Here is a 23691-nt window from a genome sequence, read left to right as displayed (position 1 = left end):
CGCTATCGCCCGTCCGCGCCCTCGGCCGAGCCGGGGTTCTCCTCTTGCCGGGCTTCGGGTGCTTCCTGTTGCGCGGGTTCCCCTTGCGCGGCTCCCCCGTGAGCGGCTTCCTGTTGCCGGGGTTCGGGGGTTCGGGGGGTTTCCGGGCCCTGGACGATGCGTACGGCGTCCCTGAGGGCCTGGCGCTGTTCCTCGCTCATCATCCCGAAGAAGGCGACGAGAGCGGCGGCCGGGTTGTCGCTCTGCGACCAGGCGTCGTTCATGAGGGCGGCGGCGTACGCGGCGCGCGTCGAGACGGCCTCATATCGATAGGCCCGGCCTTCCGCCTCGCGGCGCACCCAGCCCTTCTGATGGAGATTGTCCAAAACGGTCATCACGGTGGTGTACGCGATGGAGCGTTCCTGCTGGAGGTCTTCCAGGACTTCTCGAACGGTCACCGGGCGGTTCCACTTCCACACCCGCGTCATGACCGCGTCTTCGAGTTCTCCCAATGGGCGAGGCACAGCTCAGAACAATAGTGGGAGATCCCGGCAATGGCCTGTCGGACGTACACTAAGCCGCGAATAGGAACAAAAAGGGCGTGTGACTCGGAGTCATACGCGGGATAGCGGCGGCCCGCGGGAGCGCTCAGGCGTCGCCGCGGGCGGGGGCCTGGCGCGCACCCTCCGCGCGCGCGAGGGCGGCGTCGACGGCGGCATCCTCCTTGGCCTTGGCGGCCCCGCCCTGGGTCTTCACGATCACCCTGACCACACCGATGAAGAACACGGCCATCACGACCGGAGGCACGAGCGCGGAGACGTAGTCCATGGCACCAGAGTATCCACGCCCCAAACGCCCGAAAGGCACGGGGTACGCGCGCGGACCCGAACCGGCCGGGGGCCGGGACGGTCAGCCGGCGGCCAGTTCGCGGGACTCGGCCGGGGGTGCCGGCTTGCGGCGCGGGAAGACCTCGCCCGGCGTGGGGATGGGCCGCTTCGGCGTGGCGGGCTCCGGAGCGGGCCGCTCCGCGGGCGTCGGGGCGGGCTTCGGCGCCGGCTTCGACGCGGGGTCCTGGGCGGGCTCCTGCGCGGGCTCCTGCGCGGGCTCCTGCGGCTCCTCGGCCTGCCGGGCCCCGGGCCCCGCCCCACCGCCCGGCAGGGCCATCAGGCGGGTCCGGGAGGGCGGTACGGCGGGTGCGGGCACCTTGCGCGCGCCCTGCGCGAAGCGGGCCCGCACGTCCTGCTCCGCCAGTGCCCGGCAACGGTCCAGCAGCACGGCCGCCGCCGGGCTCCCGTGCAGCGCCCGCAGTGCGGCGAGATCGTCCGGCGTCGGCCGGTGCCCGGCCCCGAGCGCCTCCTCCAGGAGGGTGAGATAGCCGGCGGCGGTGCCCGGCAGCGCGGCCCGGTACCGGCCCAGGTCGGCCACCAGGAAGGCGCGCAGTCTCGCCCCCTCGCGCATCGCCTCGTCGAGCGACTCTGCGAGCCGGCAACAGTCCTTGACGTCCTCGGCGGACGCTTGGCCGGGGTGAAGGGCGAGGGCGAGGGCGCGGCGGAGCACACGCAGCTCCTCCACGCCGAACGCCATGCCGCCGCGGGATCCGTATGGCGTGGGCATGCGGCGACGCTACCGCTAATCGGACAAAAGTGACGGATCTGGATGTTTTTTCGACGCGTGTCGCTCCTGGTTTCCCCCGACCGGGGCCACGCGCACGGGAGAAACGAGGAAACCGGCGCTCCGCGAGGGCGCCGGCCACCTCACACGGCGCGCCCCGAGGGCGCCGGTCACCTCACAGACGCGACACGTTCCGCTCGTACACCAGGCGCAGCCCGATCAGCGTCAGCCACGGCTGGTGCTCGTCGATCACCGAGGACTCCCCCAGCACCATCGGCGCGAGCCCGCCCGTGGCGATCACCGTCACGTCGTCGGGATCATCGGCCAGCTCCCGCGCCATGCGGCTCACGACCCCGTCGACCTGCCCGGCGAAGCCGTACACGATGCCGGCCTGCATGGCCTCGACCGTGTTCTTGCCGATCACGCTGCGCGGCCGGGCCACCTCGATCTTCCGCAGCTGCGCGCCCTTGACGCCGAGCGCCTCCACGGAGATCTCGATGCCGGGCGCGATGACGCCGCCGACGTACTCCCCGCGCGCGGAGACCGCGTCGAACGTGGTCGCCGTACCGAAGTCGACGACGATCGCCGGGCCGCCGTACAGGTCGACGGCCGCGACCGCGTTGATGATCCGGTCCGCGCCGACCTCCTTGGGGTTGTCGGTGAGGATCGGCACGCCCGTCTTGACGCCGGGCTCGACGAGGACGGCGGGTACGTCGCCGTAGTAGCGCCGGGTGACCTCGCGCAGTTCGTGCAGCACCGACGGGACGGTCGCGCAGATCGCGATGCCGTCGATGCCGTCGCCCAGCTCCTCGCCGAGCAGCGGGTGCATGCCCATCAGGCCCTGCAGCAGCACCGCCAGCTCGTCCGCCGTCCGGCGCGCGTCGGTGGAGATGCGCCAGTGCTCGACGATGTCCTCACCGTCGAACAGGCCGAGGACGGTGTGCGTGTTGCCGACGTCGATCGTGAGCAGCATGGCCGTTACTCCGCCTCGCGCAGATCCAGGCCGATGTCCAGGATCGGCGAGGAGTGGGTGAGCGCGCCGACGGCCAGGAAGTCCACGCCGGTGTCGGCGTACACGCGCGCGACGTCGAGCGTGAGCCGGCCGGAGGCTTCCAGGAGGGCCCGGCCGTGGACGATCCCGACGGCCTCCGCGCACTCGTCGGGCGTGAAGTTGTCCAGCAGGATCAGGTCGGCGCCCGCGTCGACCACCTCGCGCAGCTGGTGCAGGGTGTCGACCTCGACCTCGATCGGCACCTCCGGGAACTGCTCCCGTACGGCCTTGAAGGCCTGCGCGACGCCACCGGCGGCGACCACGTGGTTGTCCTTCACCAGGGCCGCGTCGGACAGCGACATGCGGTGGTTGACGCCGCCGCCGCAGCGCACGGCGAACTTCTCCAGCGAGCGCAGTCCGGGGGTCGTCTTGCGGGTGTCCCGCACCCGCGTCTTGGTGCCCTCCAGCGCGTCCGCCCACGCGCGCGTGGCGGTCGCGATGCCGGACAGGCGGCACAGGATGTTCAGCGCGCTGCGCTCGGCGGTCAGCAGGTCACGCGTGCGCGTGGTGACCGACAGCAGCTTCTGCCCGGCCTCGACCCGGTCGCCGTCCTCGACGTGCCGCTCGACCTCGAACTCGTCCGCGCAGACCACGGACAGCACGGCCTCGGCGACCCTCAGGCCCGCCACGACGCCCGCCTCGCGCGCGGTGAAGTCGCCGGTGGCCACCGCCTCCTCGGAAATGGTCGACACGGTCGTCACGTCCACGCCGCCGTCCAGGTCCTCCTGGATCGCCACGTTGGCGATGTCCTCGACCTCTACGGGATCGAGCCCGGCGGCGGCCAGCAGCTCGGCGAGCGCGGGGTCGAGCCCGCTCTCCAGGTACTCCTCGTCGCCGTCCGCGCCACAGGCACAGCCGTCGCCGCAGCCACCGGTGGGGGCGAGGGGAAGGTCGTCGGTGCTCACGTCTGTCACTGCTCCTGGGGCGCTGGGATTACCGGGTAGGGGGGAAGTCTGCGGTGTCGGTGGTGTGCACGGCCAGGGACCGGTCGGGGTTCAGCCGTACGACGATGTGGCGCCGCCAGCGGGTGTCGTCGCGCTCCGGGTCGTCCTCGCGCCAGTGGCAGCCGCGGGTCTCCTCGCGCAGCCGCGCGGCGGCGACCAGGACGCGGGCGACGCACAGGAGGTTGGTGGCCTCCCAGGTGTCGACGCCGGGCTCGGCGGTCTTGCCGTTCTCCTCCAGCGCTTCCCGGGCCTCGCTGTGCAGCTGCTGGAGCTGCCCGGCGGCTTTCGCGAGGGAGTCCTCCGAGCGCAGCACGCCCGCGCCCTCGGTCATGATCCGCTGGATGGCGAACCGGGCCTCGGGGGCGAGCAGCGGGTGCTCCGGCTTCTCGGGGTCCGGGACGGGCTGGGGCACGCGCGCGTGGAGGCCGTTCTCCGCCTGCGCGGCGGCGATGTCGGCGGCGATCCGCTCGGCGTAGACGAGGCCTTCGAGGAGGGAGTTGGAGGCGAGCCGGTTCGCGCCGTGTACGCCGGTGCAGGCGACCTCGCCGCACGCGTACAGGCCGGGCACGGTCGTGCGTCCCTGCGCGTCGGTGCGGACGCCTCCGGAGGCGAAGTGGGCGGCCGGGGCGATCGGGATGGGCTCCGTGACCGGGTCGATGCCGTTGGCGCGGCAGGCGGCCAGGATGGTCGGGAAGCGGTGTTCCCACATCTCGGCGCCGAAGTGCCGGGCGTCGAGGAACATGTGCTCGGCGTCCTGCTCCAGCATCCGCCGCAGGATGCCCTTGGCGACGATGTCCCGCGGCGCCAGCTCGGCCAGCTCGTGCTGCCCGACCATGAAGCGCACGCCGTCGGCGTCGACCAGGTGGGCGCCCTCGCCGCGCACCGCCTCGGACACCAGCGGCTGCTGGCCCTCGGCGTCCGGACCGAGGAACAGCACGGTCGGGTGGAACTGGACGAACTCCAGGTCGCTGACCTCGGCGCCCGCGCGCAGCGCCAGCGCGACGCCGTCACCGGTCGACACCGACGGGTTGGTGGTCGCGGTGAACACCTGCCCCATGCCGCCGGTCGCGAGCACCACCGCGGGGGCGTGCACGGCGCCCACGCCGTCGTGCTGGCCCTCGCCCATCACGTGCAGCGTGACACCGGCCGTACGGCCCTCGGCGTCGGTGAGCAGGTCCAGCACGAGCGCGTTCTCGATGGTGCGCAGCCCACGCGCGCGTACCGCCTCCACGAGCGCCCGGGAGACCTCCGCGCCGGTCGCGTCGCCACCCGCGTGCGCGATCCGGCGCCGGTGGTGGCCGCCCTCGCGGCCGAGGTGGATGTCGCCCTCGTCGTCGGTGTCGAAGTGGGCGCCGGTGGAGATCAGCCGCCGCACGGCGTCGGGGCCCTCGGTGACGAGGATCCGTACGGCCTCCTCGTCGCACAGGCCGGCGCCGGCGACCAGGGTGTCCCCGAGGTGCTGTTCGGGCGTGTCGCCCTCACCGAGCGCGGCGGCGATGCCGCCCTGCGCCCAGCGGGTGGAGCCGTCGTCCAGGCGGGCCTTGGTGACGACGACGGTCGTCAGGCCCGCGGCCTGGCAGCGCAGGGCCGCGGTCAGGCCGGCCACCCCGGAGCCGACGACGATCACGTCCGCGGAGATGGACCACCCGGGAGCGGGTGCGTGCAGTCGTATGCCTGTGCTGGTCACGAGGCGGCTCCGAAGGTGAGAGGGAGGTTGTCGATCAGCCGGGTCGTGCCGACCCGGGCGGCGACGGCGAGAACGGCCTCGCCGGTGAAGTCGTCGCCGATCTCGGTGAAGTCGGACGGGTCGACGAGGGCCAGGTAGTCCAGTTCGAGCGGCGGGGCGAAACGCGCGGCCTCGTCCAGCACCTGCCGTGCGGCCGCGCGGACGGCCGCGGGACCGCCGGGGGACGCCGTGGCGACCGCGTGCGCGTCGGCGGCGGCGCGGGACTCCCCCAGGGCGCTCAGCGCCTCGGCGCGCGCGTGCGTGGAGGGCACTTCGCGGGCACGCGCGCGCAGCGCCTCCTGCGCGGCGTGCCGGTCCCGGCCGGCGAACAGCGCCCGGGACAGCGCGAGCGCGGTACGGCGCTCGTCGGGCGAGAGGTAGCGGTTGCGGCTGGACAGGGCGAGCCCGTCCTCCTCGCGCACGGTCGGTACGCCGACGATCTCCACGCCGAAGTTCAGGTCTCGCACCATGCGCCGGATCAGGGCCAGCTGCTGGGCGTCCTTCTGGCCGTACAGGGCAACGTCGGGGCGGGTGAGGTGCAGCAGCTTGGCGACGACGGTGAGCATGCCGTCGAAGTGGCCGGGCCGCGAGCCGCCCTCCAGGCGTTCCCCCATGGGACCGGCGGTGATCCGGACCTGGGGGTCGCCGCCCGGGTAGACCTCGTCCACTGAGGGCGCGAACACCGCGTCCGCGCCGGCCTGAGCGGCGATCTTCAGGTCGGCGTCCAGGGTGCGCGGGTAGCGGTCCAGGTCCTCGCCCGCGCCGAACTGCAGCGGGTTGACGAAGACGGTGACGACGACCTCGCCGTCCGGGCCGGCGATCTCACGCGCCGTGCGGATCAGGGTGGCGTGGCCCTCGTGCAGCGCGCCCATGGTCATCACGACGGCACGGCGGCCGCGGCGCACGCGCGCGTGCAGCTCGCCGGCGGTGCTCAGCAGGGCGGTGGTCATCGGTCGTTCCCCTCGGTGCCGTGAGTGCCGTTCGTGCCACGGGTGCCGTCGGCCAGCACGCCGAGCAGGTCCTCGGCGAGTTCGGGCTTCAGCAGGCCGTGCGCGAGCGCCCGGTCGGCGGTCGCGCGGGCCATCGCGACGTAGCCCGCGACGGTCTGCGGGGCGTGCCTGCGCAGCTCGGTGATGTGCGCGGCGACCGTGCCGGCGTCCCCGCGCGCGACGGGCCCGGTGAGCGCCAGGTCGCCGGAGCGCAGAGCGTTGTCCAGGGCGGCGCCGAGCAGCGGGCCGAGCATCCGGTCGGGCGCCGCGACGCCCGCCGTGCGCAGCAGCTCCATCGACTGGGCGACCAGGGTCACCAGGTGGTTGGCGCCGAGCGCGAGGGCCGCGTGGTACAGCGGGCGGTTCTGCTCGCTGATCCACTCGGGCTCGCCGCCCATCTCGATGACGAGGGCCTCTGCCGCCAGCCGCAGTTCCTCGGGCGCCGTGACGCCGAACGAGCAGCCGGCGAGGCGCTGGACGTCGACGGGGGTGCCGGTGAAGGTCATCGCCGGGTGCAGGGCCAGCGGCAGGGCGCCCGCGCGCAGGGCCGGGTCGAGGACCCCCGCGCCGTACCGGCCGGAGGTGTGCACGAGCAGCTGTCCGGGCCGTACCGCGCCGGTCTCGGCGAGGCCGGTGACCAGGCCGGGCAGGACGTCGTCGGGAACGGTGAGCAGCACCAGGTCGGCGCGCTCCAGGACTTCGGCGGGCGGCACCAGCGGCACGTCCGGGAGCATGGTCTCGGCACGCCGCCGGGAGGCGTCGGAAACACCGGAGACGGCCACCGGGCGGTGCCCGGCGAGCTGGAGGGACGCCGCGAGCGCCGGGCCCACGCGGCCGGCGCCGACGACACCGACGGTGAGCCGCGCGGGGCGGTCCTTGAGGTCTGGCTGGTGGACTGTACTCACGCGACGGAGGCCTTCCCGTTCCAGTCCGCTCTGGGTACCGGACGATTTCTCGTCATGTTAACGCTATCTCGATCCGGAGCCGACTGGTTGTCCACAGGCTGTGGGTTACACCACGCCGTCACGCCGGTCTGCCGTACGGAACTCCGCTGCCGCGCGCGAGCGGGCACGGCATGATCCCGGGCATGAGCGATACGGCTGAACAGGACACGACCGACACGGCTGGGCAGGACCGGCGGAAGTCGGTGTACGAGCGGCGGTCGGCCGCCCTCAGGACGGCGCGGCGCGCGCTGTGGCGGCCCGCCTTCCAGGAGACGATCCGGGAACGGCTGGACTGGCTGATGCGGACGGCCCCGCAGGTCCACGACCTGGACGAGCGGTCGGACATCTACGGCGACCGGATCGTGACCGCCCTGGAGGAGCGGGTCGCCGGCCTGCTCGGCACGGAGGCCGCCGCCTTCTTCCCGACCGGCACGATGGCCCAGCAGGTGGCGCTGCGCTGCTGGGCGGCCCGCACCGGCGACCCCACCGTGGCCCTGCACACCCTCGCCCACCCCGAGGTCCATGAACGCGATGCGTTCAGCCAGGTCAGCGGCCTGCGCCCGGTACGGGTGACCAGCGAACCCCGGCTGCCCACGGCCGCCGAGATACGCGACTTCCCCGAGCCCTTCGGTGCGCTGATGCTGGAACTGCCGCTCCGCGACGCCGGTTTCGTGCTGCCCACGTGGGAAGAGCTGACCGAGGTCGTCGAGGCGGCGCGGGAGCGCGACGCGGTGGTGCACTTCGACGGCGCGCGCCTGTGGGAGACCACCGTCCACTTCGGCCGCCCCCTGGAGGAGATCGCGGGCCTCGCCGACACCGTCTACGTGTCCTTCTACAAGTCCCTCGGCGGCTTCGGCGGCGCCGCGCTGGCCGGCCCCGAGACACTCGTCGAGGAGGCGCGGACCTGGCGCCACCGGTACGGCGGGATGGTCTTCCAGCAGTTCCCGACCGTGCTGTCGGCGCTCGCGGGACTGGAGACGGAGCTGCCCCGGCTGCCCGGGTACGTGCGGCACGCGCGCGTGGTGGCCGGCGCGCTGCGCGAGGGCTTCTCCGCCGCCGGGCTGCCCTGGGCACGCGTCGCCCCCCAGGAGCCGCACACGCACGAGTTCCGGGTCTGGCTGCCGTACCACCCCGACGTGTTGGCCGAGGCCGCGGTGCGGCAGGCGGAGGAGACCTCGGTGGTGCTGTTCACCGGCTCCTGGGACCGGGGCGGACCGGACCTGGCGTTCACGGAGGTCACCGTCGGCGCGGCGGGCCTGGAGTGGACCACGGACGACGTACGGGCGGCCGTGGCCGACTTCGTGACCCGCCTGCCCGCGGGCTGACCGCGGCGACGGGGCATGCCGGCGCCCGCGGTCACGGGACGCGCGGGCGCTGGACGCGTTGATGCGGGAGAGCCGGCGCGCGCAACCCCGGAGCCCCGGGAGCGCGAAGGGCCGGAGTGCCGGAGTGCGCGGGCGGCGCGCGGGGCAACGCGTGGGGGCGGCGCGTGGGGGCGGCGCGTGGGGGCGGCGCGTGGGGGCGGCGCGTGGGGGCGGCGCGTGGGGGCGGCGCGTGGGGCGGCGCGTGGATCAGAACGCGCTGATCAGAGGGCGCGTGGGCGCAGCCACCGGCGCAGGGCGTACCGCACGCGCCCTCGCGCCGGGCGCCCGGCGATGACCGCGTCGAAGCGCCGGCGGTCCCGCAGTTCACGCAGCACGCCGACGTCGTGCCGGCCTGGCGCGGGCGGCTCCGGCTCGCCGAGCACGCGGGCGCGATGGCTGTCGAGGAGGTACTGCTGGGTGATGCTCATGGCGGATCGCCTTCTCGGAAGATCTCGGGACATGGACTGGTCACCGACCGCTCGATGACCGTTCGGGCTCCGCGGCCGCCCCGGTGCTTCCACACTGCCCCCGGCCGGGGGCGGTTGTCCCGTGGATTGACGGCTGCCGTCAATCCACGGCGGCGCTGTCAGTGGCCGGGTGCACGATGGAGGACATGAGCGTGACCATCGACATCACCGGCCTGCCACCGGAGCGGGTCTCCGTCGTGCCCTCCCCGCTGGCGGAACTGGGGATGGCCCTGCACGCCCTGAGCGAGCCCGGCCACCACCCCGACCTCCAGGGCTGGGCGACCGCCGTCTCGTCCCGTCTGGATCCCTGCCTGGCCGACCGGCTGTGCGAGGCGGACTTCCTGTGGCGTACGACGTTCTCGGACGTCTTCGCCCCGTTCGCGGGCATCCCCGGCGGCCGCACGCTCCCCGGCGCCACGCTCGCCGAGGAGCTGGACCTGCTGGACAAGCTGACGGACGAACAGTTCGTGCACGCCGCCCTGGAGTTCACCTGCCAGCTGCGCTACGACGTCCAGGATCCCGGCCCCCTGGCCGACCCGGAGCTGCGCCGCCGCTCCCTGGAGCTGGCCGCCGCACGCGGTGGCGCGCAGGAGCGCTTCACGCACCGGCTGCTGGACGACCCGCCGGCCGTCCGGGCGTGGTTCCGGCAGCTGATGCTCGACTGCGACCAGGCCTTCTTCGCCGACACCTGGGCCCGGCTGCAGCCCCAGCTCGCCGCCGACGCCCGGCACAAGAGCGAACTGCTGCGCCGCAAGGGCCTCGCCGAGGCCCTGTCGTCCCTCTCGGGAGCCATCTCGCTGGACCAGGAGGCCGCGCTCATCACGGTCGACAAGCTCCTGGTGGGCCGCACCGCCACCGGCGACGGCGGCCTGGTCCTCGTCCCGACGAGCATGGGCTGGCCGCACCTGATGGTCCTGCACCGGTACGGCTGGCAGCCCTCGATCACCTACCCCGCGAGCGGCACGCGCCCGCAGGCCCCGTCCGTCGAGCAGCTCACGCGCCGGCTGGAGGCCCTGGCCCACCCGGTGCGGATGCGGCTGTGCCGGCATCTCGCCCGGGCCGCGCACACCACCGGTGAACTGGCCGACGCCCACGGCATGTCGGCCCCCGAGATATCCCGGCACCTCACGGTGCTGAAGAAGGCGGGCCTGGTCACCGACTGCCGCCGGGGGCGGTACGTCCAGCACCAGCTCGACCTCGCGGCGGTGGCCCGGCTGGGCAGCGACTTCATCGAGGGCGTCCTGCGCTGAAGCCGGGCCCGTACACCCCCCGTGTCCCGCACCGAGGCCGGCGCCGTACGCCTCCGGTGTCCTGCACCGAACCCCGGGGCCGTACGGCACGCTCAGCCGTGCCCACCCGCGCGCACCAGCCCCGTCTCGTAGGCCAGCACCACGACCTGGACCCGGTCACGCAGACCGAGCTTGGTCAGGATGCGGCCCACATGGGTCTTCACGGTCGCCTCGCTCAGCACCAGCCGGGCCGCGATCTCACCGTTGGACAGGCCCTGCGCGACCAGCACCATCACCTCGCGCTCCCGGTCGGTGAGCCGCTCCAGTTCCTTGTGCTGCGGCTCCTTGCCGGCGGAGGGCAGCATCGGCGCGAAGCGGTCCAGCAGGCGCCGGGTGGTGGACGGCGCCACGACCGCGTCGCCGCTGTGCACGGCACGGATCGCCCCCAGCAGATCACCGGGCGGCACGTCCTTGAGCATGAATCCGGAGGCACCCGCCTTCAGCCCGGAGAAGGCGTACTCGTCCAGGTCGAAGGTGGTCAGGATCAGCACCTTGGGCGGGTCGGACTCCATGCAGATCCGCCGGGTGGTCTCCACCCCGTCCAGCTTCGGCATGCGCACGTCCATCAGGACGACGTCGACGGCCGTGGACCGCAGCACCTGCAGGGCCTCGACGCCGTCGCCCGCCTCCGCGACGACCTCCATGTCCGGCTGGGCGGCGAGCACCATCCGGAATCCGGTGCGCAGCAGCACCTGGTCGTCGACGAGCATCACGCGGATCGTCATCGGGCCTCTTTCGTTCGGGGCGGTGGATCGTGCTTCAGGGGGGTCACAGGTGGTGGCGAGGGTGTTACAGGTGTCAACCGGGGGCGTGCGGCCGCGTCAGTGCGCCGGTTTGAGCGGCAGCAGGGCGCTGATGCGGAATCCTCCGCCCGGACGCGGGCCGGCGTCCAGGGTGCCACCGACCATGCCGACCCGCTCGCGCATACCGATCAGGCCGTGTCCCTGGCCGTCGGCGCCGCCCTCCTCGTACAGCTCGTGCGGGGCGCCCTTGCCGTCGTCCTCGACGAGCAGGCCGAGCCCGTCGTCGAAGTAGACCAGCCGGACGCTCGCGCCCGCGTGGGGGCCGCCGTGCTTGCGGGTGTTGGTGAGCGCCTCCTGCACGATCCGGTACGCGGTCAGCTCCACGCCGCTGGGCAGCGGGCGCGGGGTGCCCTCCACCTTGAAGTCGATCGGGAGACCGGAGCTGCGGCACTGCTCGATCAGGTCGTCGATCTGCTCGACGTCCGGCTGGGGGACGTACTCTCCGCCCTCCTGGTGCTCGCCGGTGCGCAGCACGCCCAGCAGGCGGCGCATCTCGGCGAGGGCCTGACGGCCGGTGGAGGAGATCGTCTCCAGGGCCTTTCTGGCCTGGTCGGGCGCGGCGTCGAGGACGTAGGCGGCACCGTCCGCCTGCACCACCATCACCGACACGTTGTGCGCGACGACATCGTGCAGCTCACGCGCGATACGGGCGCGTTCGGCGGCCACGGCGACCTTCGACTGCGCCTCGCGCTCCTTCTCCAGCCGGGCCGCGCGCTCCTCCAGCTGGGCGAAGTAGGCGCGCCGGGTGCGCATGGAGTCACCGAGCACCCAGGCGAGCGCGAAGGGCACCGTCTGGAAGACCGCGATGGCGACCTGCCCGAAGAAGCTGGAGTGCTCGGCCGGCCAGCGGATCTGCGCGAGGGTCGCCGCGACGAGGCTGGTGGCGAGCGCCAGCCGGGAGGCCCAGCGCGCGCCGACCGCCGCCACCGTGTAGGTGATCACCAGCATCGCGAAGTCGGCGACGGTCGGCTCGACGTCCAGCACCAGCTGGGCCAGGCCCGTCGCGAGGGCGACCAGCAGCATCGGCTCCGGGAAACGGCGGCGCAGCGCGACGACGGCGCACAGGACCACGGACACGGCCATCCCCGCGGCGCGTGTCCCGTGGTGACCGGTCGTCCCGCTGAGGTTGACCACGCTCACGCCGGACGGCCCGAGCAGGACGACGGCCCAGAAGGTGTCGACCCAGGTCGGGTGGCGGCGGAGGAAGTCGTAGACGCGCTGCACGTAACCCAGAGTAGGGAAACCAGATGCGTGCAGGGGTCAACCGGAGGGCCGATCCACGCTGGGCGCGTGTACTCCGCAAGGTGGAGGAAGTGATCATCTGTGCGCCTAGTCTGTTGCGGTGACGGATGAGACGGGACGGGAAGCGGAACGGTCTTCCGGCGCGGGGCACGGCGACCACGACCGGTGGGACGGCCCGCGTGGCTGGCGTGCGGCGACGGAGGAGGCGCTGTACGGCCCCGGCGGCTTCTACCGCCGCCCGGAGGGCCCGGCCGGACATTTCCGCACGTCCGTGCACGCCTCCGCGCTGTTCGCGCAGGCCGTGGCCGGCCTGCTGTGCCGGGTGGACGAGGCGCTGGGACGGCCCCCGGCGCTGGACTTCGTCGACATGGGAGCCGGACGCGGCGAACTGGTCACCGGCGTGCTCGCCGCTCTGCCCCCCGACGTGGCCGCACGCGCGCGTGCGTACGCCGTGGAACGCGCCGACCGCCCGGCCGGCCTGGACGAACGGATCACCTGGCTGGACGCGCCGCCGGCCGCCGTCACGGGGCTGCTGTTCGCCAACGAGTGGCTGGACAACGTGCCCGTGGACGTCGCCGAGGTGGACCCCGCGGGGCTGCCCCGGCTGGTGCTCGTCACCGGCGACGGCGACGAGCGGCTCGGGGAGCCGGTGACCGGCGCCGAGGCGGACTGGCTCGCGCGCTGGTGGCCGCTGCCGGCCGAGGAAGGGCTGCGCGCGGAGATCGGGCTGCCCCGGGACCTGGCATGGGCCTCGGTGGTGGACCGGGTGGTGCGCGGGCTCGCGGTGGCCGTGGACTACGCGCACACCCTGGACACGCGCCCTCCGTTCGGGACGCTCACCGGCTTCCGTGCGGGACGCGCGACGACGCCCGTGCCGGACGGGTCGTGCGACATCACGGCGCACGTCGCGCTGGACGCGTGCGCGGCGGCTCCCACGGCGCACACGCCCTCGGGCACGCCCGGAGAGGCGGCGCGCACAGCTCACGACACGGTCTGCGCACCCACGGAGGAGGCGCGCACGCTCCCCGACACGGCTCGCGCTCCCTCGGACACGCCCGCCGTGCCGCCGGGTACGGCTCGCGCATCCCGGAACACGGCGCCCACGCCTTCGGACACGCCTCCGAGCCCGGCGCGCAGGCCCTCAGACACGGCGCAGGCGCCCTCCTCCACAGCGCGCGCCCTGCCAGCCGCGCGCCTGCTCACGCAACGCGCCGCCCTGCACGCCCTCGCCATCACCGGCGCGCGCCCCCCGCTCGCGTTGGCCTCCACGGACCCCACCGCCTACGTGCGCGCCCTCGCGAGCGCCGGGGAGGCCGCCGAACTCACCGCCCCGGGCGGCCTCGGCGACTTCGGCTGGCTGCTCCAGCCGGTCGGAATCCCGCACCCGCTCGCCTGAGCCGACCGCCACCGTGCACACGGCCGGCCGTGTACCCGCGGCCGTGTGCCCCGGCCTACCTACTTGTCGATGTCGCCGACCACGAAGAACATCGAGCCCAGGATCGCCACCATGTCCGCCACCAGCGTCCCCGGCAGCAGTTCGGTCAGCGCCTGGATGTTGTTGTACGACGCCGAGCGCAGCTTCAGCCGGTACGGCGTCTTCTCGCCCTTGCTGACCAGGTAGTAGCCGTTGATGCCGAGCGGGTTCTCGGTCCACGCGTACGTGTGCCCCTCGGGCGCCTTCAGCACCTTCGGCAGCCGCTGGTTGATCGGCCCGGGCAGAAGCACGGCGAGCCGGTCCAGGCAGGCGTCGGCGAGGTCCAGCGCGTTGTGCGTCTGCTCCAGCAGGACCTCGAAGCGGGCGAGGCAGTCGCCCTCGCTCCGGGTGACGACCTTCAGGGTGTCCTGCAGGTCGCCGTACGCCAGGTACGGCTCGTCGCGGCGCAGGTCGAAGTCGACGCCCGAGGCGCGCGCGATGGGCCCGCTCACGCCGTAGGCGTGCACGGTCTCCGGCGTCATCGCGCCCACCCCGCGGGTGCGCCCCCGGAAGATCTCGTTGCCGAGCACCAGGTCGTCGAAGACGTCCATGCGCGAACGCACGTCGGCGACCGCGGCACGCGCGCGTGCGGTCCAGCCGGCCGGCAGGTCCTCCTTGAGGCCGCCGACGCGGTTGAACATGTAGTGCATGCGCCCGCCGGAGATCTCCTCCATGACGTTCTGCAGCACCTCGCGTTCCCGGAACGCGTAGAACACCGGGGTGATGCCGCCGAGCTCCAGCGGGTAGGAGCCGAGGAACATCAGGTGGTTCAGCACCCGGTTCAGCTCGGCCAGCAGCGTGCGCGTCCACACCGCCCGCTCGGGCACCTCCATGCCGAGCATCCGCTCCACGGCCAGGACCACGCCCAGCTCGTTCGAGAAGGCCGACAGCCAGTCGTGGCGGTTGGCGAGCACGATGATCTGGCGGTAGTCGCGCGCCTCGAAGAGTTTCTCGGCTCCGCGGTGCATATAGCCGATCACCGGCTCCGCGCGCACGATGCGCTCCCCGTCCAGCACGAGCCTGAGCCGCAGCACGCCGTGCGTGGACGGATGCTGGGGTCCGATGTTGAGCACCATGTCGGTGCTTTCCGCGGCGCCGCCGATCCCGACCGTGGTCTCCGTCGTAGGAGTCATGGCCCCAGTTTCCCCTACGTACGCTGGGCCCATGGAGACGGGGAGCCCGGATGAGACCGGGATACCGGGGGCCGAGCTGGTGTGGCGGGGGCTGCAGCCCGCTCTGATACGGGTGCGCCGGCTGCTCGTGGTGGTGTGGACGGCGGTGCTCGCGGTCGCCGTCGGGTTGCCGCTGGGTCTGCTCGTGGGGCCCGTGTGGGCCGCCTTCGCGCTGGCGCCGCTGGCCCTGGGCGCGTGGGGCTGGCGGCTGGTGGAGCGCAACTGGCGCTCGTGGCGCTACACCGAGCGCGCGGACGACCTGCTGATCAGCCGCGGTGTCCTGTGGCGCGAGGAGACGGTGGTGCCGTACGGACGGATGCAGCTGGTCGAAGTCACCTCCGGGCCCGTCGAGCGGCGCTTCGGGCTGGCTCACGTGCAGCTGCACACGGCGGCCGCCGCGACCGACGCCACCATCCCCGGCCTGGACCCGGCCGAGGCGGAGCGGCTGCGCGACCGGCTCACCGAGCTGGGCGAGGCCCGATCGGCGGGCCTGTGACGACCCCCGACCACGGCGACGCCGTACCCGCCGCGGAACCGGCGCAGACGGCACAGGCCGCGCATGCCGGGCATACAGCGGAGCGCGCGGCCGTGACCGAGCGCCGGCTGCACCCCGTCACGCCCTTCCGGCGGGCGTGGGCGCCGATCACCGTGCTCGCCGGCTGGGCGGTGCACGACCCGAACGCGACGCAGCAGCAGCTGGAACGGCTGACCACCACCGTGCTGCTGCTGGGACTCGCCGTCCTGGTGCCGGTGGCCGGCCTCTACGGCTTCCTGTCCTGGTGGTTCACGCACTTCGCGGTCACCGACACCGAACTGCGCATCCGCACGGGCCTGTTGTTCCGGCGCACCGCGCACATCCGCCTGGAGCGCATCCAGGCCGTGGACGTCTCCCGTCCCCTCCTCGCGCGCGTGGCGGGTGTCGCCAAGCTGCGGATCGACGTCGTGGGCGCCGACGACAAGGACGAACTGGCCTTCCTGGGCGAGCGGGAGGCACGCGCCCTGCGCGCGGAACTGCTGGCGCGTGCGGCGGGTTTCGCTCCCGAGACGGCGCGTGAGGTCGGCGAGGCGCCGGCGCACGAGCTGCTGCGCGTCCCTCCGCGAGCTCTGGCGCTCTCCCTGGCGCTGACGGGCGCCACCTGGGGCGCGTGGTGCGCCGCGGTCGTCGTACCGACCGTGCTGTGGCTCACCACCCACAACCTGTGGACGGTCCTCGCGACCGCCCTGCCGCTGCTCGGCGCGGCCGGCGCGAGCAGCGCGGGACGGTTCGCCGGCGAGTTCGACTGGAAGGTGGGCGAGTCGCCGGACGGGCTGCGCATCGACCACGGGCTGCTCGACCGTACGCACGAGACGGTCCCGCCCGGGCGGGTGCAGACCGTGCGGATCGTGGAGCCGCTGCTGTGGCGGCGGCTCGGCTGGGTGCGGGTGGAGCTGGACGTGGCCGGGTCCGCCAACTCGGTGCTGGTGCCGGTCGCCCCGCGCCCGGTCGCCGAGTCGGTCGTCGCGCGCGTGCTGCCCGGTGTGACGGTGCCCCAGACGCTGAGCAGGCCCCCGCGCCGGGCCCGCTGGTGCGTTCCGGTGTGGTGGCGCGGCCACCGCCTCGCGGTCACCGACACCGTGTTCGCCACCCGGCACGGCCTGTTGCGCCGTCGGCTCTCGCTGGTCCCGCACGCCAAGGTGCAGAGCGTACGGCTGAGCCAGGGCCCCTGGCAGCGCCTCTGGCGGCTCGCCGAGGTCCATGTGGACACCGGGGCCGACAAGACCGTGACGGCCCGTCTGCGGGACGCCGAGGAAGCCGCGCGGCTCCTGCACGCCCAGGCGGAGAGTTCCCGCACGAGCCGCCGGGACGCCCGTCCGGACCGCTGGATGACATGAGGCCCGGCTCCCTCACGGGAAGCCGGGCCCTGTCGTCCTCGTGACCGGTGATCGCTCAGGAAGCCGCGCTGCGCAGCCCCTGCACGTCGATCTGCTCGGTCTCGTCGTGCGCGGTGAGGTCGATGACCTGGCCGGCACCGAGCGACTGCGCGTCGGCCTGCTTGAACCCGGCCTCGGACTCGGCCTTGTGCACGGCGAGCGCCTCCTCGCCGACGACGTCGGCGAGATCCTCGTTGTGCACGGAGTCCAGCGCGGCCTTCGGTCCGCCCTTCTGGGTGCCGAAGAAGTCGAACCCGCCCTCGACCGCTTGGCGCCGCGCGGGCGCGGACGGTACGACGGCCACCGCGGTCGGCACCGTGAAGTGCCCGGCGGCAGGTTGTCCGACAGGCTTGGCGGGCTCGGCCGGTGCCATGGGTTCGGCGGCCGCGCGCGCGTGCCCGCCGGCCGCCACGGGCTGCCCCTGCGCCTCGTCCTCCTGGGCGGCCGGCGCACCGGCCTCACCGCGAGCGGCGTCGGTGCCGTCCGTCACGCCGCCTTCCACCACGCCGTCCCGGGCGTCCTGGGCGGCGGCTCCCGCCGCGGCGACGGAGCCGGCCACGCCCGCAGCGGACCTGCGACCGCCGGTCCTGCCCGCCGGGACGGCCTCCGCAACGGCGCCGGCTTCGGCCGCTTCGGGCTCGCCGGTGCCGGACTCGTGGGGCTCGGGGGTGCCGAAGGCCTCGGGGGTCTCGCGGATCTCGGAGGTCTCGGCGATCTCGGGAACAGCCGAACGCACAGCGGTGTCCCCGGCGGCTATCTCCTCGGCAGCTATGTCGTCGGCAGCCGTGCCCTCGGCAGCCGTGCCCTCGGCAGCCGTGTCCTCAGCAGCCGTGCCCTCGGCAGCCGTGTCCTCAGCTGCCGTGCCCTCGGCTGTCGTGCCCTCGGCTGCCACGGCCTCGGCAGCCGCGGTCTCGGACACCGCGGGCGTCGACGCTTCGGCGGCTTCCGTCCCGGCGTCGGCCGGCGCTTCGCCGCCGAACCGGGCCAGGGCCGTGAGGGCCTGCCGGTACAGCCGGCCGCCCTCGGGCGAGAACACCGCGCAGGCGGTCGGCTCGTCCCCGGAGTCCTCCCGGTCCTCCCCGGCGATCGCGGCCGGCTCCGCGGCCTCGTCCGCCTCCGCCACCCCGGCCGGCACGGGCTCGGCGCGGCGCGCGGGCGGCAGCGCGGGCGGGGACGACGGCTCGGCGGCCTCGATCTCCAGCAGCCGGCGCCCTTCCAGGGCGGTCGCGCGCTCGGTCTCCGCCGTGGCGTACCGGCGCAGCAGGGCCGCGTGCTCGTTGCGCAGGCCGGCCAGCTCCGCGCGCTTGGCGCGCAGCCGCTGCTCCAGCTTGGCGCGCAGCTCGCGCGACTCCTCCAGGTCGGTCTCCAGTTCGGCGACCCGCTCCTCGTACCGCCATTCGTCGCCGACACGCGCGCGTGTCAGCTCGGCGACCCGTTTGCCCGCCTGTGCGTCCCAGCGGCGCATCACGACCGCGCCGACGACCGCCGTCGCGGCGGCGGCTGCGGCCAGTGCGCGCAACACCGTGGTCTCGGAGAACACCCAGGGACCCAGCGCGCAGACGACGGAGACACCGGCGATCGCCGACGGAGGCAACAGCCGGTGCAGGGGTGGTGAATGGCGGTGGCGTCCACGTGGCATGGCCAGAAACTTACCGCGCGTAGGCGAATCGCGGACCCCCGCCCCGTAAAAACACGGCCACATCACCGGCTTCACGGGGCGTCAGGCGTTCGCCGGCTCAGCGGTCGGTGAGCCGCCCGCTCATCCACTGCAGCGCCGCCGGGATCTCGCGCCGCCAGGTGTTGAAGTTGTGCCCGCCGCTGTCCAGGATGATCGACGAGATCCGGGTCAGCTTCGTGGCCTGCACGCGCGCGATGAACTGCAGCGTGTCCTTGTAGTTGTGCTCGCCGACCTTGCTGCTGGTGACGAGCAGCGAGGTGTCCGGCGCCTGCTCGTGCTGGAGCATCCAGTGCAGGTCGGCGCGGTTCTGCAGCTTCTTGTCGCCGTGGAAGAGGTCGCCGGTGGTGGGGTCGATCGGCGCCTTGTAGTAGGGCGACAGGCCCGCGGCGGCCGCGTACACGTCGGGGTGGTGCATGGCGAGCTTCAGCGCGCAGTAGCCGCCCGTGGAGTCGCCGATGACGCCCCAGCTGCCGGGCCGCTTGCCGACCCGGTAGTGCGTGAGGACGGCCTCCGGCAGGTCCTGCGCAAAAAACGTTTCTGTCTGCGGTCCACCCGGGACGTCCACGCACTCGGTGTCCCGGGGCGGCGCCACGGTGGGCCGCATCATCACCAGGATCATCGGCTGCGCCCGCCCGTCCTTGGCCAGCTGCTGTGCCGTGTGCGGGTAGTGCAGCTTGTCCACCAGCGCCTGCGCCGTACCCGGGTAGCCGGTCAGGACGACCGCCGCCGGGAACGTACGCGTGCGGTACTGCGGCTGGAAGTACTCGGGCGGCAGGTAGACGAACGCCGGCGTGGCGATGTGGCTCCTGCGGCCGACGATGTCCACCTTCTGTATCTGCCCGGTCGTCTGCGGGTCGTGGCCGCGCGCGCCCTGCACGTCGGACGACGAGAGCACCTGGACCGGGCCACCGGTACCGCCGCCCGCGGCGTGGTCGACGACGACGCCCTGATCGGTCTCCTGGCCGAACAGGTCCGCCCAGCTGGCGTAGAAACCGAAGGCCTGATTGGCGGCCAGGCCCACGGAGGAGAAGAGCGCCAGCTGGGTGGCGAGCAGCAGTCCGACCCTCCCGCTGACGGTCCGCCAGCTCTGCCGGGCCAGCCGCGGCCACAGCCACACCGTGCCGACGAACAGGACGGCGGCGAAGAAGATCGCCAGTACCAGCACCTTGTTGCTCGTGAGACCCATGGGCTGTTTCCTGCCTGCGCTTTCCGCCCGGCACCCGCCCACGCTTCGTCGCGAGGGCTTGCCCGGGGCTTTCCTTGGCCTTTGACCCGACTTTCCGGTGGGGAGTGAACCTCTCTCCCCAAGACACCGTCCTAGAGGGCGCAATGTCGCCGGATGCCCGATCGGGCCCGGGTTCAAGGTCTCTCGCAGAACTACGGGATGCGATGTCTGTCAGGATAGATGGGGAAATGTCGGGCGGGGTTCCGGGCCGATCAAGCCGGGCGCGGCGCATACTGCGCGGTCCGCGCCCCGAGGCCGTCCCCGCCCTGGTCGGCAGGGCGGCCGCGCTCGTGGGCGTCCTGGACATCGCCGCGGGTGTCTTCCCGCGCTTCCGGCACAGCCGTATGCACGCTATCGCGGAGGTGCTGCCGGGCTCGTTCGGCCCCTTCGCCGCGGCGCTCTCGCTCAGCTCCGGCGTGCTGTTGCTGCTGCTCGCGCACGGGCTCAAGCGGCGCAAACGCCGGGCGTGGCGCGCCGCGGTCGCGCTGCTGCCGGCGGGCGCGGTGGCCCAGGTCGCCTACCGCCACTCGATCCTCGGCGTGCTGATCGCGGTCGCGCTGCTCGTTCCCCTCCTGCTGCACCGAAGCGAGTTCGCGGCGCTGCCCGACCCGCGCAGCAGGTGGCGGGCGCTCGCCAACTTCGTGCTCATGAGCGCCGGTTCGCTCCTCCTCGGGCTCGTCATCGTCAGCGTCCACCCGCACCGGACGATCGGCGACCCGAGCCTGGCCGACCGGCTGACGCACGTCATCTACGGACTGTTCGGCTTCGAGGGCCCGGTCGACTACCAGGGCAACACGTCCTGGACCGTCGCCTTCTCCCTCGGCGCCCTCGGCTGGATCACCGCCGCCACCACCATCTACCTGGCGTTCCGCCCCGAACACCCGGCCGCGCGCCTCACCGAGGAGGACGAGTCCCGCCTGCGGGCCCTGCTGGAGAAGCACGGGCGCCGTGACTCCCTCGGCCACTTCGCCCTGCGCCGCGACAAGGCGGTCGTGTTCTCCCCCAGCGGCAAGGCCGCGGTCACCTACCGCGTCGTCTCCGGCGTGATGCTCGCCAGCGGCGACCCCATCGGCGACGTCGAGGCCTGGCCCGGCGCCATCGAGCGCTTCATGGACGAGGCCAAGGCGCACTCCTGGACCCCGGCCGTCATGGGCTGTTCGGAGACGGGCGGCGAGGTGTGGACCCGTGAGACCGGCCTCGATGCCCTGGAACTGGGCGACGAGGCGGTGGTGGACGTCGCGGATTTCTCCCTCGCCGGACGCGCGATGCGCAACGTCCGACAAATGGTCAAGCGCATCGAGCGAGCCGGCTACGAAACGCGGGTACGGCGCATCCGTGACCTCGGCGACACCGAGCTGGAGCGCATCCGCCGGGCGGCGGAGGACTGGCGGGGCACCGACACCGAGCGCGGCTTCTCCATGGCGCTCGGCCGGATCGGCGACCCCGTCGACGGCGACTGCCTGATCGCCACCGCCCACAAGTCCGACGAGCAGCCCGGCGAGTACGGCGACCTGAAGGCGGTCCTGCACTTCGTGCCCTGGGGCAACGACGGCGTCTCGCTGGACCTGATGCGCCGTGACCGCAGCGCGGACCCCGGCATGAACGAGCTGCTGATCGTCGCCGCCCTCCAGTCGGCCCCGAAGTTCGGGATCAGCCGCGTCTCGCTGAACTTCGCGATGTTCCGCTCCGCCCTCGCGCGGGGGGAGAAGATCGGCGCCGGTCCCGTGCTGCGCGCCTGGCGCGGACTGCTGGTGTTCCTCTCGCGCTGGTTCCAGATCGAGTCGCTGTACAAGTTCAACGCCAAGTTCCAGCCGCGCTGGGAGCCCCGGTTCGTGGTCTACCGGCACTCCGCCGACCTGCCCCGCATCGGCTTCGCCGCCATGCAGGCGGAAGGCTTCGTGGACCTCGCCGTGCCGCTCCCGCGCTTCCTGCGCCGGCGCAGGGCGGCGGCCGCCGAGCGCACCTGCGCGCACGCCGTGGCGGACCGCGAGGTCCACGCGGCCTGACGCGCCACAGGACGCACCCGACGCCTGATGACCCGACGGTGTGACCAAGACGCGCCCGGGCGGGAGCCCCGCCCCCTGAGGCACCGGGGCTCCCGCCCGGGCCGCGGCGCGTTGGCGGCACCCTCCTGGGCCTACGCTGAACGTATGAACAACCTCAGCGGGCGCGGCCAGGTGGCGGGCCTTCCGGCATGGGACCGGTGCGCGGTCATGGGTGTCGTCAACGTGACCCCCGACTCCTTCTCCGACGGAGGCCGCTGGTTCGACACGTCCGTCGCCGTCAAGCACGGCCTGGACCTCGTCTCCGAAGGCGCGGACCTGGTCGACGTCGGCGGCGAGTCCACCCGTCCCGGCGCCACCCGCGTGGACGAGGCCGAAGAACTCAGGCGCGTCATCCCGGTCGTGCGCGGCCTCGCCTCCGAGGGCGTCGTCGTCTCCGTCGACACCATGCGCGCCTCCGTCGCCGAGCAGTCCCTCGCGGCCGGCGCCGCCCTCGTCAACGACGTCAGCGGCGGCCTCGCCGACCCCGCGATGATCCCGGTCGTCGCCGACGCGGGCGCCCCGTTCGTCGTCATGCACTGGCGCGGCTTCCTCAAGGGCGGCAACGTCAAGGGCGTCTACGACGACGTCGTCACCGAAGTCATGGACGAGCTGCACGCGCGCGTGGAGGCCGTCCTCGCCGGCGGCATCGCCCCCGACCGGATCGTCGTCGACCCCGGCCTCGGCTTCTCCAAGGAGGCCGAGCACGACCTCACCCTCCTCGCCCACCTCGACCGCCTGCGCGCCCTCGGCCACCCGATGCTCGTGGCCGCCTCCCGCAAGCGGTTCCTCGGCCGCGTCCTCGCCGGCCCGGAGGGCGCGCCCCCGCCGGCCCGGGAGCGCGACGCCGCCACGGCCGCGGTCTCCGCGCTGGCGGCGCATTCCGGCGCGTGGGCGGTGCGCGTCCACGAGGTCCGCGCCACCGCGGACGCCGTACGGGTCGCGCGCGCCATGGAGCAGGCGCGTGCAGGGGGCCGCGCAGCGGGATCAGCGCCGGGCGCACGAGGCGTGGAAGGAGCGCGTGAAACGGGACACACGCTGGGCGATAAAGGTGAGCGCACGGCGGACGGAACCCGGTGAGCGCCCCCCATACCGACGTCGAGCAGGTGGAGGCCGCCAACACCGCCTTCTACGAGGCGATGGAACGCGGTGACTTCGAGGAACTGTCCGCGCTCTGGCTCACCCCCGCCGACCTGGGCGTCGACGAGGAGTACCACGACCCGGCGGACACCGGCGTGATCTCCTGTGTGCACCCCGGCTGGCCGGTGCTCACCGGCCGCGGCGAGGTCCTCCGGTCGTACGCCCTGATCATGGCCAACACCGACTACATCCAGTTCTTCCTCACCGACGTGCATGTCTCCGTCACCGGCGACACCGCGCTCGTGACCTGCACGGAGAACATCCTCAGCGGCGGCCCGGCCCCGGCGGACGGCGCGGAACTGGGACCGCTGGTCGGCCAGCTCGTCGTCGCCACGAACGTGTTCCGGCGCACGCCGTCCGGCTGGAAGCTCTGGTCCCACCACGCCTCGCCGGTCCTGGCGGAGAGCGACGACGAGAACGGCGAGAGCGGCGTCAATGGCGTGAATCCCGACGACGGACCGCTCGCCTGAGCGGGTACCCGTCTCCGCAGGAGCAAGAAGTGGTTGGAATCACCTACCCCGGGGTAGGAGCCGCTACCAGCCCATGACGGGGCCGTGTTTCCCCGGGGAAACACGAGGTGAACCCTCGTGGTCCCGGCCCGGGCCCGCGCCCCGCAGCCCGGGTTTGTCAGTGCCCGCAG

General features: G+C 73.5%; 22 protein-coding genes. 8 read left to right on the top strand and 14 right to left on the bottom strand.

What is annotated here, in order from left to right; translation table 11 throughout:
- Positions 1-2 precede the first annotated feature (2 nt).
- The 8 genes from IE244_RS24935 to IE244_RS24900 all read right to left on the bottom strand — a co-directional run bounded on the left by IE244_RS24935 (position 3) and on the right by IE244_RS24900 (position 7205).
- Positions 3-467, bottom strand: a complete 465-nt coding sequence (locus tag IE244_RS24935; protein WP_191875779.1) for a BlaI/MecI/CopY family transcriptional regulator — start codon at positions 465-467, stop codon at positions 3-5.
- Positions 468-627: 160 nt separating this feature from the next.
- Complete coding sequence (locus tag IE244_RS24930) at positions 628-807, bottom strand: hypothetical protein (RefSeq protein WP_031165094.1); 180 nt, start codon at positions 805-807, stop codon at positions 628-630.
- Positions 808-888: 81 nt separating this feature from the next.
- The gene (locus IE244_RS24925; protein ID WP_191875830.1) at positions 889-1563 is read right to left on the bottom strand and encodes a hypothetical protein; all 675 of its coding nucleotides are present in this window, start codon (positions 1561-1563) and stop codon (positions 889-891) included.
- 202 nt (positions 1564-1765) lie between these two features.
- A complete protein-coding gene (locus tag IE244_RS24920; RefSeq protein WP_031165090.1) occupies positions 1766-2563 on the bottom strand; it encodes a type III pantothenate kinase in 798 nt (265 codons plus the stop codon).
- A 5-nt stretch (positions 2564-2568) separates the two neighbouring features.
- Entirely contained in the window at positions 2569-3546 is a 978-nt protein-coding gene (gene nadC / locus IE244_RS24915) for a carboxylating nicotinate-nucleotide diphosphorylase (RefSeq protein WP_031165088.1), read from the bottom strand.
- 28 nt (positions 3547-3574) lie between these two features.
- Positions 3575-5272, bottom strand: coding sequence for an L-aspartate oxidase (locus tag IE244_RS24910; RefSeq protein WP_191875778.1), 1698 nt, complete (start codon positions 5270-5272; stop codon positions 3575-3577).
- Entirely contained in the window at positions 5269-6261 is a 993-nt protein-coding gene (gene panC, locus IE244_RS24905) for a pantoate--beta-alanine ligase (protein WP_191875777.1), read from the bottom strand. The genes IE244_RS24910 and panC overlap by 4 nt, the downstream gene beginning before the upstream one ends.
- Positions 6258-7205: a Rossmann-like and DUF2520 domain-containing protein gene (locus tag IE244_RS24900; protein ID WP_031165082.1), complete on the bottom strand. Its 948-nt coding sequence runs from the start codon at positions 7203-7205 to the stop codon at positions 6258-6260. Before IE244_RS24900 ends, panC begins: the two co-directional genes overlap by 4 nt.
- A gap of 182 nt (positions 7206-7387) precedes the next feature.
- On the opposite strand from IE244_RS24900, the gene IE244_RS24895 reads away from it, so the two are divergent.
- Positions 7388-8569 carry a threonine aldolase family protein gene (locus tag IE244_RS24895; RefSeq protein ID WP_191875776.1) on the top strand — a complete coding sequence of 394 codons (1182 nt, stop codon included), beginning with the start codon at positions 7388-7390 and terminating at the stop codon, positions 8567-8569.
- 260 nt (positions 8570-8829) lie between these two features.
- On the opposite strand, the gene IE244_RS24890 is transcribed toward IE244_RS24895, so the two are convergent.
- A complete protein-coding gene (locus IE244_RS24890; protein ID WP_031165078.1) occupies positions 8830-9036 on the bottom strand; it encodes a hypothetical protein in 207 nt (68 codons plus the stop codon).
- 185 nt (positions 9037-9221) lie between these two features.
- On the opposite strand from IE244_RS24890, the gene IE244_RS24885 reads away from it, so the two are divergent.
- A complete protein-coding gene (locus IE244_RS24885; protein ID WP_191875775.1) occupies positions 9222-10325 on the top strand; it encodes a DUF5937 family protein in 1104 nt (367 codons plus the stop codon).
- Positions 10326-10417: 92 nt separating this feature from the next.
- Here IE244_RS24885 and IE244_RS24880 read toward each other — a convergent pair whose 3' ends face one another.
- Both IE244_RS24880 and IE244_RS24875 read right to left on the bottom strand, forming a co-directional pair.
- Positions 10418-11089 (bottom strand): response regulator, encoded by a 672-nt coding sequence (locus tag IE244_RS24880; RefSeq protein ID WP_191875774.1) that lies wholly within the window; start codon positions 11087-11089, stop codon positions 10418-10420.
- A 96-nt stretch (positions 11090-11185) separates the two neighbouring features.
- Positions 11186-12391: a sensor histidine kinase gene (locus IE244_RS24875; protein ID WP_191875773.1), complete on the bottom strand. Its 1206-nt coding sequence runs from the start codon at positions 12389-12391 to the stop codon at positions 11186-11188.
- Between the two features lie 118 nt (positions 12392-12509).
- Here IE244_RS24875 and IE244_RS42175 point away from each other — a divergent pair, with 118 nt between their 5' ends.
- A complete protein-coding gene (locus tag IE244_RS42175) occupies positions 12510-13805 on the top strand; it encodes an SAM-dependent methyltransferase (protein WP_308436284.1) in 1296 nt (431 codons plus the stop codon).
- Between the two features lie 59 nt (positions 13806-13864).
- Here IE244_RS42175 and IE244_RS24860 read toward each other — a convergent pair whose 3' ends face one another.
- A complete protein-coding gene (locus tag IE244_RS24860; protein WP_191875772.1) occupies positions 13865-15016 on the bottom strand; it encodes an NADH-quinone oxidoreductase subunit D in 1152 nt (383 codons plus the stop codon).
- 31 nt (positions 15017-15047) lie between these two features.
- Between IE244_RS24860 and IE244_RS24855 the strand changes: the two genes are divergently transcribed.
- Both IE244_RS24855 and IE244_RS24850 read left to right on the top strand, forming a co-directional pair.
- The gene (locus tag IE244_RS24855) at positions 15048-15551 is read left to right on the top strand and encodes a PH domain-containing protein (RefSeq protein WP_191875771.1); all 504 of its coding nucleotides are present in this window, start codon (positions 15048-15050) and stop codon (positions 15549-15551) included.
- Positions 15548-16927 carry a PH domain-containing protein gene (locus tag IE244_RS24850; protein ID WP_191875770.1) on the top strand — a complete coding sequence of 460 codons (1380 nt, stop codon included), beginning with the start codon at positions 15548-15550 and terminating at the stop codon, positions 16925-16927. Before IE244_RS24855 ends, IE244_RS24850 begins: the two co-directional genes overlap by 4 nt.
- 55 nt (positions 16928-16982) lie before the next feature.
- Here IE244_RS24850 and IE244_RS24845 read toward each other — a convergent pair whose 3' ends face one another.
- The gene (locus IE244_RS24845) at positions 16983-18605 is read right to left on the bottom strand and encodes a hypothetical protein (protein ID WP_191875769.1); all 1623 of its coding nucleotides are present in this window, start codon (positions 18603-18605) and stop codon (positions 16983-16985) included.
- Between the two features lie 97 nt (positions 18606-18702).
- On the bottom strand, positions 18703-19830 hold the full coding sequence (locus IE244_RS24840; RefSeq protein ID WP_191875768.1) for an alpha/beta hydrolase: 1128 nt from the start codon (positions 19828-19830) through the stop codon (positions 18703-18705).
- A 227-nt stretch (positions 19831-20057) separates the two neighbouring features.
- On the opposite strand from IE244_RS24840, the gene IE244_RS24835 reads away from it, so the two are divergent.
- The 3 genes from IE244_RS24835 to IE244_RS24825 all read left to right on the top strand — a co-directional run bounded on the left by IE244_RS24835 (position 20058) and on the right by IE244_RS24825 (position 23521).
- Positions 20058-21875 carry a phosphatidylglycerol lysyltransferase domain-containing protein gene (locus IE244_RS24835; protein WP_191875767.1) on the top strand — a complete coding sequence of 606 codons (1818 nt, stop codon included), beginning with the start codon at positions 20058-20060 and terminating at the stop codon, positions 21873-21875.
- 144 nt (positions 21876-22019) lie between these two features.
- Positions 22020-22991: a dihydropteroate synthase gene (folP, locus tag IE244_RS24830; RefSeq protein WP_191875766.1), complete on the top strand. Its 972-nt coding sequence runs from the start codon at positions 22020-22022 to the stop codon at positions 22989-22991.
- Positions 22988-23521 carry a nuclear transport factor 2 family protein gene (locus IE244_RS24825; RefSeq protein ID WP_191875765.1) on the top strand — a complete coding sequence of 178 codons (534 nt, stop codon included), beginning with the start codon at positions 22988-22990 and terminating at the stop codon, positions 23519-23521. The genes folP and IE244_RS24825 overlap by 4 nt, the downstream gene beginning before the upstream one ends.
- Positions 23522-23691 lie beyond the last annotated feature (170 nt).

Origin of the sequence: Streptomyces filipinensis (genome assembly GCF_014649495.1) — a bacterium.
Taxonomy (GTDB): domain Bacteria; phylum Actinomycetota; class Actinomycetes; order Streptomycetales; family Streptomycetaceae; genus Streptomyces; species Streptomyces filipinensis.
This window is presented reverse-complemented; position numbering and strand designations above follow the sequence as displayed.